Consider the following 12,687-nt stretch of genomic DNA (forward strand, 5'->3'; position numbering starts at 1 on the left):
GGGCCTAGGATCAATGAACAAGAATTGCTCCCCTACTCCGAGGACATCGCTCATGGCTGGTAAAGCAAGCTTCAACTGGATCGACCCGCTGCTGCTGGATCAACAGCTCACTGAAGAAGAGCGCATGGTGCGTGACAGCGCTTACCAGTTCGCCCAGGACAAGCTGGCTCCTCGTGTACTGGAGGCATTCCGTCACGAGCAGACCGACCCTGCGATCTTCCGCGAGATGGGTGAAGTCGGCCTGCTGGGCGCGACCATTCCCGAGCAGTATGGCGGCAGCGGCCTGAACTACGTGTGCTATGGCTTGATCGCGCGGGAGGTCGAGCGTATCGACTCGGGTTACCGCTCGATGATGAGCGTGCAGTCGTCGCTGGTCATGGTGCCGATCAACGAGTTCGGCACCGAAGCGCAGAAACAGAAGTACCTGCCGAAGCTGGCGTCCGGCGAATGGATCGGCTGCTTCGGTCTGACCGAGCCCAACCATGGCTCTGATCCGGGCTCGATGATCACCCGCGCGCGCCAGGTCGAGGGTGGCTACCGCCTGACCGGCAGCAAGATGTGGATTACCAACAGCCCGATCGCCGACGTATTCGTGGTCTGGGCCAAGGACGATGCCGGGGATATCCGCGGCTTCGTGCTGGAAAAAGGTTGGCAGGGCCTGAGCGCGCCGGCTATCCATGGCAAGGTCGGGCTGCGTGCCTCGATCACCGGCGAGATCGTGATGGACAACGTGTTCGTGCCGGAAGAGAACATCTTCCCCGATGTGCGGGGTCTGCGCGGCCCGTTCACCTGCCTGAACTCCGCTCGTTATGGCATTGCCTGGGGTGCCCTGGGTGCCGCCGAGGCCTGCTGGCACACCGCACGCCAGTACACCCTGGACCGCCAGCAGTTCGGTCGCCCATTGGCGGCAAACCAGCTGATCCAGAAGAAACTCGCCGACATGCAGACCGAGATCACCCTGGCCCTGCAAGGCTGCCTGCGCCTTGGTCGCATGAAGGACGAAGGCACCGCGGCGGTTGAAATCACCTCCATCATGAAGCGCAATTCCTGTGGCAAGGCCTTGGATATCGCCCGCCTTGCCCGTGACATGCTGGGCGGCAACGGGATTTCCGACGAGTTCGGCGTGGCCCGTCACTTGGTCAACCTGGAGGTGGTCAACACTTATGAAGGCACCCATGACGTGCATGCGCTGATCCTCGGGCGTGCGCAAACCGGCATCCAGGCCTTCTATTGATAAGGAGCCAGCCCATGGGCGCGCTTTCCCATCTGCGGGTGCTGGATCTTTCGCGCGTGCTGGCCGGCCCCTGGTCCGGCCAGATCCTGGCGGACCTGGGGGCCGATGTGATCAAGGTCGAGCGTCCAGGCAGTGGAGACGATACGCGTGCCTGGGGGCCGCCTTTCCTCAAGGATGCCGAGGGTGAGAACACCAGTGAGGCGGCTTATTACCTGTCGGCCAATCGCAACAAGCGTTCGGTGACCATCGACTTCACGCAAGCGGAAGGCCAGCGCCTGGTGCGCGAACTGGCGGCGAAGTCGGACATCGTCATCGAGAACTTCAAGGTGGGCGGGTTGGCGGCCTATGGTCTGGACTACCCGAGCCTGAAGGCTGTGAATCCGCAGCTTATATATTGTTCGGTCACCGGCTTCGGTCAGACCGGGCCATATGCCAAGCGTGCTGGCTACGACTTCATGATTCAGGGGCTGGGCGGGCTGATGAGCCTGACCGGGCGTCCCGATGGGGAGGAAGCTGCCGGGCCCGTGAAGGTTGGCGTGGCACTGACCGACATACTGACCGGGTTGTATTCGACCGTGGCAATCCTGGCTGCCCTCGCCCACCGCGACCAGGCAGGGATCGGCCAGCATATAGATATGGCGCTACTGGATGTGCAGGTGGCCTGCCTGGCCAACCAGGCAATGAACTACCTGACCACGGGTAATCCGCCGAGGCGGCTTGGCAACGCGCACCCGAACATCGTGCCTTATCAGGACTTCCCTACAGCCGATGGCGATTTCATCCTTACCGTGGGCAACGATGGGCAGTTCCGCAAGTTCGCGGAGGTTGCGGGTCAGCCCCAGTGGGCGGACGATCCGCGGTTTGCCAGTAATAAGCAGCGGGTGGCCAATCGCGCCGAGCTGATCCCCTTGATTCGCCAGGCTACGGTATTCAAGACCACGGCAGAGTGGGTCCACCAACTGGAAGCGGCGGGTGTCCCCTGCGGGCCGATCAACGACCTGGCGCAGATGTTCCAGGATCCGCAGGTGTTGGCCCGGGGGTTGGCGGTAAGCATGCCGCACGCGTTGGCCGGTAGCGTGCCGCAAGTGGCCAGCCCGATTCGGCTTTCCGAGACGCCGGTGGAATATCGCCAGGCGCCTCCCTTGCTGGGGGAGCATACCGAGGTGGTGTTGACCGAGGTGCTGGGGTTGGATGCAGAAGCGGTGCAGCGGCTGCGTGGTGCAGGGGTGTTGTGAGGGGCGGTGCTGTTCGGATGTGTTTGCCGTTGCCTTTGGGTGCCGCTGGAATGTGTTCGCCATTACCGTTGCAGCGCCGCACAAATCGAGCGCCGCCCGCGCGGCGCATCGCGGCACAAGGCCGCTCCTACATTTATTGCAACGTGCCTATGTCTGTCAGGCCATGGTTGCTCGCCTTTGGTGGCACCACGGAATATCGTGGTGCGCCCGGCGCCAACACAAATATCGCCCCGGGCCCACCAGGCTGGCAACCATGCCCTACCAGACATAATTGGCCCGAAACAGATGTGGGAGCGGCCTTGCGTCGCGATGCGCCGCGCGGGCGGCGCTCGATCTCATGGGCGCTGAAGGTGTTGTGGCGGGCCCCTGGTGGCCTCAACGCGGTCCTTTTCCCTTAATTATCTGATTTTCTTCAAATTAGCGGTTGACGCCGTTTCGAATCTCCTTATAATGCGCACCACTTCCAGCGACAACGGAACGAAAAACTCCTTGAGATTCAACGAGTTAGATAGTTCGGTAGATGCTGAAAGGGCTTCGATCAACTGATCGGCAGCGGTGAAAAAGGCAGTTGACAGCGGTTTTAAACGCTGTATTATTCGCCTCCCGCTACGAGAGATCGCAGCGAGTCAAGTGTTTGAAGCTAAACGAGTTTCTCGGGAAAAACTTCAAAATAAACGCTTGACACGAAATGAGGAAAGCGTAGAATGCGCGCCTCGGTTGAGACGAAACGCTCTTAGCCAAACGCTCTTTAACAAATTGAATCAAGCAATTCGTGTGGGTGCTTGTGAGTACGGACTGATAGTCAAAAAGATTATCAGCATCACAAGTGACCATGCGAGAAATCACATAGTCATTTGAGATTGCTGAGCCAAGTTTAGGGTTTCTTAAAAACCCAAGCAGTATTGAACTGAAGAGTTTGATCATGGCTCAGATTGAACGCTGGCGGCAGGCCTAACACATGCAAGTCGAGCGGATGACGGGAGCTTGCTCCTTGATTCAGCGGCGGACGGGTGAGTAATGCCTAGGAATCTGCCTGGTAGTGGGGGACAACGTTTCGAAAGGAACGCTAATACCGCATACGTCCTACGGGAGAAAGCAGGGGACCTTCGGGCCTTGCGCTATCAGATGAGCCTAGGTCGGATTAGCTAGTTGGTGAGGTAATGGCTCACCAAGGCGACGATCCGTAACTGGTCTGAGAGGATGATCAGTCACACTGGAACTGAGACACGGTCCAGACTCCTACGGGAGGCAGCAGTGGGGAATATTGGACAATGGGCGAAAGCCTGATCCAGCCATGCCGCGTGTGTGAAGAAGGTCTTCGGATTGTAAAGCACTTTAAGTTGGGAGGAAGGGCAGTAAGCTAATACCTTGCTGTTTTGACGTTACCGACAGAATAAGCACCGGCTAACTCTGTGCCAGCAGCCGCGGTAATACAGAGGGTGCAAGCGTTAATCGGAATTACTGGGCGTAAAGCGCGCGTAGGTGGTTTGTTAAGTTGGATGTGAAAGCCCCGGGCTCAACCTGGGAACTGCATCCAAAACTGGCAAGCTAGAGTACGGTAGAGGGTGGTGGAATTTCCTGTGTAGCGGTGAAATGCGTAGATATAGGAAGGAACACCAGTGGCGAAGGCGACCACCTGGACTGATACTGACACTGAGGTGCGAAAGCGTGGGGAGCAAACAGGATTAGATACCCTGGTAGTCCACGCCGTAAACGATGTCAACTAGCCGTTGGAATCCTTGAGATTTTAGTGGCGCAGCTAACGCATTAAGTTGACCGCCTGGGGAGTACGGCCGCAAGGTTAAAACTCAAATGAATTGACGGGGGCCCGCACAAGCGGTGGAGCATGTGGTTTAATTCGAAGCAACGCGAAGAACCTTACCAGGCCTTGACATGCAGAGAACTTTCCAGAGATGGATTGGTGCCTTCGGGAACTCTGACACAGGTGCTGCATGGCTGTCGTCAGCTCGTGTCGTGAGATGTTGGGTTAAGTCCCGTAACGAGCGCAACCCTTGTCCTTAGTTACCAGCACGTTATGGTGGGCACTCTAAGGAGACTGCCGGTGACAAACCGGAGGAAGGTGGGGATGACGTCAAGTCATCATGGCCCTTACGGCCTGGGCTACACACGTGCTACAATGGTCGGTACAGAGGGTTGCCAAGCCGCGAGGTGGAGCTAATCTCACAAAACCGATCGTAGTCCGGATCGCAGTCTGCAACTCGACTGCGTGAAGTCGGAATCGCTAGTAATCGCGAATCAGAATGTCGCGGTGAATACGTTCCCGGGCCTTGTACACACCGCCCGTCACACCATGGGAGTGGGTTGCACCAGAAGTAGCTAGTCTAACCTTCGGGAGGACGGTTACCACGGTGTGATTCATGACTGGGGTGAAGTCGTAACAAGGTAGCCGTAGGGGAACCTGCGGCTGGATCACCTCCTTAATCGACGACATCAGCCTGCTGATGAGCTCCCACACGAATTGCTTGATTCTTTGTATAAAGACGATGCTGTAACGCGACCCTGTTATAGGTCTGTAGCTCAGTTGGTTAGAGCGCACCCCTGATAAGGGTGAGGTCGGCAGTTCAAATCTGCCCAGACCTACCATTACATGGTGCAGCCTAGAATACGGGGCCATAGCTCAGCTGGGAGAGCGCCTGCCTTGCACGCAGGAGGTCAGCGGTTCGATCCCGCTTGGCTCCACCACGTTTGCTGTAACGCGTAGTACTTGATCAGAACTTAGAAATGAACATTCGTGAATGAATGTTGATTTCTGGCTTTTGTCAGATCGTTCTTTAAAAATTCGGATATGTGATAGATATAGACTGAACATCAGTTTCACTGCTGGTGGATCAGGCTAAGGTAAAATTTGTGAGTTCTGCGCGAAAGCGCAACGTACGAATTTTCGGCGAATGTCGTCTTCACAGTATAACCAGATTGCTTGGGGTTATATGGTCAAGTGAAGAAGCGCATACGGTGGATGCCTTGGCAGTCAGAGGCGATGAAAGACGTGGTAGCCTGCGATAAGCTTTGGGGAGTCGGCAAACAGACTGTGATCCAGAGATCTCTGAATGGGGGAACCCACTCAGCACAAGCTGAGTATCTTGTACTGAATACATAGGTGCAAGAGGCGAACCAGGGGAACTGAAACATCTAAGTACCCTGAGGAAAAGAAATCAACCGAGATTCCCTTAGTAGTGGCGAGCGAACGGGGACCAGCCCTTAAGTTGATTTGAGATTAGTGGAACGCTCTGGAAAGTGCGGCCATAGTGGGTGATAGCCCCGTACACGAAAATCTCTTGTCAATGAAATCGAGTAGGACGGAGCACGAGAAACTTTGTCTGAATATGGGGGGACCATCCTCCAAGGCTAAATACTACTGACTGACCGATAGTGAACCAGTACCGTGAGGGAAAGGCGAAAAGAACCCCGGAGAGGGGAGTGAAATAGAACCTGAAACCGTATGCGTACAAGCAGTGGGAGCCTACTTTGTTAGGTGACTGCGTACCTTTTGTATAATGGGTCAGCGACTTATATTCAGTGGCGAGCTTAACCGAATAGGGGAGGCGTAGCGAAAGCGAGTCTTAATAGGGCGTTTAGTCGCTGGGTATAGACCCGAAACCGGGCGATCTATCCATGGGCAGGTTGAAGGTTAGGTAACACTGACTGGAGGACCGAACCGACTACCGTTGAAAAGTTAGCGGATGACCTGTGGATCGGAGTGAAAGGCTAATCAAGCTCGGAGATAGCTGGTTCTCCTCGAAAGCTATTTAGGTAGCGCCTCATGTATCACTGTAGGGGGTAGAGCACTGTTTCGGCTAGGGGGTCATCCCGACTTACCAAACCGATGCAAACTCCGAATACCTACAAGTGCCGAGCATGGGAGACACACGGCGGGTGCTAACGTCCGTCGTGAAAAGGGAAACAACCCAGACCGTCAGCTAAGGTCCCAAAGTCATGGTTAAGTGGGAAACGATGTGGGAAGGCTTAGACAGCTAGGAGGTTGGCTTAGAAGCAGCCATCCTTTAAAGAAAGCGTAATAGCTCACTAGTCGAGTCGGCCTGCGCGGAAGATGTAACGGGGCTCAAACCATGCACCGAAGCTACGGGTATCATCGTATGATGATGCGGTAGAGGAGCGTTCTGTAAGCCTGTGAAGGTGAGTTGAGAAGCTTGCTGGAGGTATCAGAAGTGCGAATGCTGACATGAGTAACGACAATGGGAGTGAAAAACTCCCACGCCGAAAGACCAAGGTTTCCTGCGCAACGTTAATCGACGCAGGGTTAGTCGGTCCCTAAGGCGAGGCTGAAAAGCGTAGTCGATGGAAAACAGGTTAATATTCCTGTACTTCCAGTTATTGCGATGGAGGGACGGAGAAGGCTAGGCCAGCTTGGCGTTGGTTGTCCAAGTTTAAGGTGGTAGGCTGAGATCTTAGGCAAATCCGGGATCTCAAGGCCGAGAGCTGATGACGAGTTGCCTTTAGGCGACGAAGTGGTTGATGCCATGCTTCCAAGAAAAGCTCCTAAGCTTCAGATAACTGGGAACCGTACCCCAAACCGACACAGGTGGTTAGGTAGAGAATACCAAGGCGCTTGAGAGAACTCGGGTGAAGGAACTAGGCAAAATGGCACCGTAACTTCGGGAGAAGGTGCGCCGGTGAGGGTGAAGCACTTGCTGCGTAAGCCCACGCCGGTCGAAGATACCAGGCCGCTGCGACTGTTTATTAAAAACACAGCACTCTGCAAACACGAAAGTGGACGTATAGGGTGTGACGCCTGCCCGGTGCCGGAAGGTTAATTGATGGGGTTAGCGCAAGCGAAGCTCTTGATCGAAGCCCCGGTAAACGGCGGCCGTAACTATAACGGTCCTAAGGTAGCGAAATTCCTTGTCGGGTAAGTTCCGACCTGCACGAATGGCGTAACGATGGCGGCGCTGTCTCCACCCGAGACTCAGTGAAATTGAAATCGCTGTGAAGATGCAGTGTATCCGCGGCTAGACGGAAAGACCCCGTGAACCTTTACTATAGCTTTGCACTGGACTTTGAATTTGCTTGTGTAGGATAGGTGGGAGGCTTTGAAGTGGGGACGCCAGTTCTCATGGAGCCATCCTTGAAATACCACCCTGGCAACTTTGAGGTTCTAACTCAGGTCCGTTATCCGGATCGAGGACAGTGTATGGTGGGTAGTTTGACTGGGGCGGTCTCCTCCCAAAGAGTAACGGAGGAGTACGAAGGTGCGCTCAGACCGGTCGGAAATCGGTCGTAGAGTATAAAGGCAAAAGCGCGCTTGACTGCGAGACAAACACGTCGAGCAGGTACGAAAGTAGGTCTTAGTGATCCGGTGGTTCTGTATGGAAGGGCCATCGCTCAACGGATAAAAGGTACTCCGGGGATAACAGGCTGATACCGCCCAAGAGTTCATATCGACGGCGGTGTTTGGCACCTCGATGTCGGCTCATCACATCCTGGGGCTGAAGCCGGTCCCAAGGGTATGGCTGTTCGCCATTTAAAGTGGTACGCGAGCTGGGTTTAGAACGTCGTGAGACAGTTCGGTCCCTATCTGCCGTGGACGTTTGAGATTTGAGAGGGGCTGCTCCTAGTACGAGAGGACCGGAGTGGACGAACCTCTGGTGTTCCGGTTGTCACGCCAGTGGCATTGCCGGGTAGCTATGTTCGGAAGAGATAACCGCTGAAAGCATCTAAGCGGGAAACTTGCCTCAAGATGAGATCTCACTGGGATCTTGAATCCCCTAAAGGGCCGTCGAAGACTACGACGTTGATAGGTTGGGTGTGTAAGCGCTGTGAGGCGTTGAGCTAACCAATACTAATTGCCCGTGAGGCTTGACCATATAACACCCAAGCAATTTGCGCGCTGAGCCAAATTGTGGTGGTGAAGACGAAGTAACCGAAAATTCGGCTCACAAATTAAAAGCAGCACAAATTCACATATCCGAATTCGCTGGGCTGTCCATCTGGACGTTCTGGCAACAGAATTTCTTGACGACCATAGAGCATTGGAACCACCTGATCCCATCCCGAACTCAGCAGTGAAACGATGCATCGCCGATGGTAGTGTGGGGTTTCCCCATGTGAGAGTAGGTCATCGTCAAGATTCATTTCGCAAAACCCCTATCTGCGCGAGCAGGTAGGGGTTTTGTCTTTAGGTAAGAGTATAGAGATTCGCTGGTACGTCCCCAGGACGGGCCGGCACACAGAATTTCTTGACGACCATAGAGCATTGGAACCACCTGATCCCATCCCGAACTCAGCAGTGAAACGATGCATCGCCGATGGTAGTGTGGGGTTTCCCCATGTGAGAGTAGGTCATCGTCAAGATTCAATCCCAAAGCCCCTGTCTGCGATGCAGACAGGGGCTTTGTCTTTTCCGGCTACTGGATGGCAAGCTTGCGTGCCTTGCCCAGGCGCCGCGCCTGTAGCTTGCGCCACCAGATATACACACCGGTAAATGACAGCACGGCGATCAGCACGCCCAGCACCGCTATCAGGATCTGCCCGGTCATGCCGATGATCCGCCCCCCATGGATCGGCAGCTGCAGCCGATAGAATTGCTCACCCAGCGTGCCTTGCCCGGCAATCTCAGCGCCGAGCAGGCGACCATCGCTGCCATGGAAGAACAACCACGATTTACCATGGGCGTCGGTATCATGTTGGCCGAAGCCTGCGCCATAGAAGTTGTATTCGAAGCTGTAACAGAGCTCTCCGATCGGGGCAGTCAGCCCCCGCCTCGCGCCTTCTTCCTGAGCCCGCTGGTAGGCTTGCTGGTAGTTGAGCTGGGTAACCCCTAGTTGCTCCTTCGGCATCGCGCCACGGGCCTCGTACACGCTGGGTGCCACTGGTGAGAACAACGACACGGCTGGCTTGAACACCTGAGCCGGCAGGTTCATCGCCACGCTGCTGATGGCGATCGGTAGCAGCAGCAGCCAAAGCCATAATCCGCCAGCCCTGTGGATATCCATGTTCAACCGATAACTGTGGCCGCCCTTGATCTTCCACGCCGTGGACCACTTGCGCCAGAACGGGCGCCCGCGGGGGAGGGTGAGCAGCAGGGCGATGAAGCAGTCGATCACCCAGAGGACCGCGACGCTCCCCATCAACAGCAGCCCCCAGTTGCCCGGCAGTGTCAGGCTGTAGTGCAACTCGAGGATGAACGGCATGAAGTTCTCCCGCGAGAAACAGCAGTCGCCCCAATAGCGTTGCCCGAGGGTGTTGCCGCTGACCGGGTCCAGGTAGAACACCGTGTTCTTCTCGGCGTAGGGCGAGCCGGTCACAGGGTCGTTGCGTGGCACCATGGCCAGCAGCGCCGCATGCCCTGCCTCCTGGGGATATTCCATGTACCAGACTTGCAGGCGAGGGTGTTCGTCCTGCAACTTGTCCACAAGCAGGCCCGGCTGCTGGAGAGTGCCTTTGGCCGGGGCTTCGTAGAATTGCGGGTTGAGCCATTCGTCCAGTTCATGATGAAAGGCCAGCAGGCTCCCGGTGAGTCCCGCCAGGGCAAGGAACACCGCAGTCAGTAGCCCCAGGTAACGGTGCAGCAATACATACAGTCGACGCATCTTGCAAAACTCCAGGAAACGCCAGAAACGAAAAAGCCAGCACCTGGGTTCAGGCGCTGGCTCGGTGCTGTTCGGCAGAAGGGTCAGAACTGATAGCTGACCGTGGCGCTGACATTGCGCTCTTCGCCCATGTAGCAATAGTTCAGGCTCGCGCAGGAGGCGATGTAGGTTTCGTTGGTGAGGTTGTTGGCGTTCAAGCGTACATCCACGCCCTTGAGCCCGACCTTGCCCAGGTCGTAGCCGACCGAAGCATCGAACAGGGTATAGGAGGGCACCTTCATGCTGTTTTCCGCATCCACCCAGCTGTAGCCCACGTAGCGCATGCCGCCACCCAGGCGCAGCCCATCGAGCGGGCCCTGGCGGAAGTTGTAGTCGGCCCACAGCGAGAACATCTGCTTGGGCGCCTGGGTTGGCGAGTTGCCTTTGTTGTCCACCCCCGCCGATACCAGGCTGGGCATCGACTTGGAATACTCGATGTCGGTAAAGGTGTAGCCACCCAGCAGTTTCAGGTTATCGGTCACCTGCACATGGGCTTCCAGTTCCAGGCCCTGGGAGCGCACTTCGCCTACAGGCCGGTAGAAGTTTTCGTCCGGCTGCTTGGAGGCGAGGTTCTCCTGCTCGATGCGGAACACCGAAGCGGTGAACAGATTGTCGGTGCCCGGCGGCTGGTACTTGATGCCCGCTTCCCACTGCGTGCCCTCGGTCGGCGCCAGGGGGCGGCCGTTCTGGTCGGAGACCGTGTTGGGGTTGAACGACTCGGAGTAGCTGACGTACGGCGCCAAGCCGTTCTCGAACAGGTAGAGCACACCTGCCCGGGTGGTGAAGTTGGAGCGGTCATCGCTGACCTTGGTGTTGCTGTCGCGGTTTTCTTCGGAAACTTTTACCCAGTCCTGGCGCAGGCCCAACGAGAAGCGCCACTGGTCCAGCTCGACCAGGTCCTGCAGGTACACACCGGTTTGCTGCAGGCGGCGCTGGTAGCGGTTTTCGCCCAGTACCTGGAGGTTGCCATTACCGTACTGAGGGTTGCCGGCATCCAAGGGGTCGACGGTACCGTAGCGCCACGCTACGTCAGCCTTGCGGCGCTGGTAATCGGCACCCAGCAGCAAGGTGTGCTTGGCCGGGCCTGTGAAGAATTCAGCCTGCAACATGTTGTCGATGATGTAGGAATGCAGGCGCTCGTCACCCCCGGTGTAGGCGCGGTTGAGAATGTTGCTGTCGGCATCCGCCCAGCCCGCTGAGTAGACCTGGTCCATGGACACGTCGGAATCCTGGTAACGGAAGTTCTGCCGCGCGGTGAACACATCATTGAAGCGGTGCTCGAACTGATAGCTGAACGACTGTTGGGTGCGCTCGTAGTTGTCGATCCCCGGTTCGCCCTCGAAGAAGTGGTCCGACAGCCGCAGGCCATTGCGCTGGTGCAGCATGCCGGCGGCCGGATTGCCGCCGTGGTAGCCGCCGTTCGGGTCGTGTTGCAGGTACGCCTGCAGGGTGAGCGAGGTGTCTTCGGTGAAGTCGATGCTGACAGCAGGGGCGATGGCGTAGCGTTCTTCCTTGGTGTGGTCGAACTGGGTGTCGGAAGCATCCGCCAAGCCAGTCAGCCGGTAGGCGATGCGCTTGTCTTCGTCTACCGGGCCGCTGAAGTCGAAGCCCATGCCACGCTGGCCCTGGGTGCCGACGCTGGCCTGCACCTGATGATAAGGGGTGAACAGCGGTTTCTTGCTGGTGAGCGCCACCAGTCCGCCCGGCGAACTGCGCCCGTAGAGCACCGAGGAGGGTCCCTTGAGCACATCGATGCGTTCGAGGAAGTACGGGTCCACCTGCATGGTGCTGTAGGTGCCGTTGTCGCCCATGGACTTCAGGCCATCGAGGTAGATGTTGTCGACCGAACTATCGTTGAAGCCGCGCATGGCCACATAGTCGTAGCGATGAGTGGCGCCGTACGGGTTGGTCAGAACCCCAGGGGTGTAGCGCATGGCCTGGGCGACCGTCTGCGAACCCTGGTCGTCCATTTGCTGGCGGGTGACCACCGATACCGACTGTGAAGTTTCCACCAGCGCTGTGCTGGTCTTGGTCGCCACCTGGCTGTGGGTCGCGTTGTAGCCCTCCATGCTGCCCAGTGCATTGCCGAGGCTGAATCCGCGTACGTCGGTGCTGGGCAGTGACAGCGCGGCGCTGTCGGGCTGGGCCTGGATCACGTAGCTGCGACCGTCCTGGCTGACCGCCTCGAGGCCGGTGCCTTGCAGCAGCGTATGTAGACCCTGTTCGGGCGAGTATTGCCCCTGCAGGCCGCTGGACTGCAACTGACCGGTAAGCTGCGGCGTGCTCGACAGGGTGATGCCGGCCTGCCGGGCGAACTGGTTGAGCACCTCGTTCAGCTGGCCTGGCGCGATGGTGTAGGCCTGGTTGGCCTGGGCCAGCTCGGCCGCCTGCAGCAGCGAGGGGGGGCTGGCCAGGCCCAGCGCAGTGCCGAACAGGGCGGCGCGTACCGCTTTGCCCAGGCGGGCTGAATTGAGGACAGGTCGAAAATCATTCTCGACGGGTGGCAAGGCTGCGTGTGGGGCAATGGGCATGAAAGGGTCCGTGGTGATTGAGGGCAGAAGGCGTCGCTTACTGTCCTAGCCGGACATCCGGGCAAAACCCGCCAAAAAAA

Annotated in this window: 4 protein-coding genes, 2 tRNA genes and 4 rRNA genes; 8 read left to right on the plus strand and 2 right to left on the minus strand. The window is 57.2% G+C overall.

Annotation, left to right across the window (positions count from 1 at the left end; genetic code table 11):
• Positions 1-52 precede the first annotated feature (52 nt).
• The 8 genes from E6B08_RS00990 to rrf (E6B08_RS01025) all read left to right on the plus strand — a co-directional run bounded on the left by E6B08_RS00990 (position 53) and on the right by rrf (E6B08_RS01025) (position 8,799).
• Positions 53-1,234, plus strand: coding sequence for an acyl-CoA dehydrogenase (locus E6B08_RS00990; protein WP_136912385.1), 1,182 nt, complete (start codon positions 53-55; stop codon positions 1,232-1,234).
• Positions 1,235-1,248: 14 nt separating this feature from the next.
• Entirely contained in the window at positions 1,249-2,469 is a 1,221-nt protein-coding gene (locus E6B08_RS00995) for a CaiB/BaiF CoA transferase family protein (RefSeq protein ID WP_136912386.1), read from the plus strand.
• Between the two features lie 904 nt (positions 2,470-3,373).
• A 16S ribosomal RNA gene (locus E6B08_RS01000) occupies positions 3,374-4,910 on the plus strand.
• A gap of 86 nt (positions 4,911-4,996) precedes the next feature.
• Positions 4,997-5,073, plus strand: a tRNA-Ile gene (locus E6B08_RS01005).
• Positions 5,074-5,096: 23 nt separating this feature from the next.
• A tRNA-Ala gene (locus tag E6B08_RS01010) sits at positions 5,097-5,172 on the plus strand.
• Positions 5,173-5,419: 247 nt separating this feature from the next.
• Positions 5,420-8,312 (plus strand): 23S ribosomal RNA (locus E6B08_RS01015).
• Positions 8,313-8,459: 147 nt separating this feature from the next.
• A 5S ribosomal RNA gene (gene rrf, locus E6B08_RS01020) occupies positions 8,460-8,575 on the plus strand.
• A 108-nt stretch (positions 8,576-8,683) separates the two neighbouring features.
• Positions 8,684-8,799 (plus strand): 5S ribosomal RNA (gene rrf, locus E6B08_RS01025).
• The 16S, 23S and 5S rRNA genes sit together here with 2 tRNA genes alongside, the layout of an rRNA operon.
• Positions 8,800-8,852: 53 nt before the next feature.
• Here the strand turns inward: rrf (E6B08_RS01025) and E6B08_RS01030 are convergent.
• Together E6B08_RS01030 and E6B08_RS01035 are read right to left on the minus strand one after the other, a co-directional pair.
• Positions 8,853-10,037: a PepSY-associated TM helix domain-containing protein gene (locus E6B08_RS01030; protein WP_136912387.1), complete on the minus strand. Its 1,185-nt coding sequence runs from the start codon at positions 10,035-10,037 to the stop codon at positions 8,853-8,855.
• Positions 10,038-10,120: 83 nt separating this feature from the next.
• Positions 10,121-12,535 (minus strand): TonB-dependent siderophore receptor, encoded by a 2,415-nt coding sequence (locus E6B08_RS01035; protein WP_136917306.1) that lies wholly within the window; start codon positions 12,533-12,535, stop codon positions 10,121-10,123.
• Positions 12,536-12,687: the final 152 nt, after the last annotated feature.

The organism is Pseudomonas putida, assembly GCF_005080685.1.
In the GTDB taxonomy this organism is placed as follows: domain Bacteria; phylum Pseudomonadota; class Gammaproteobacteria; order Pseudomonadales; family Pseudomonadaceae; genus Aquipseudomonas; species Aquipseudomonas putida_V.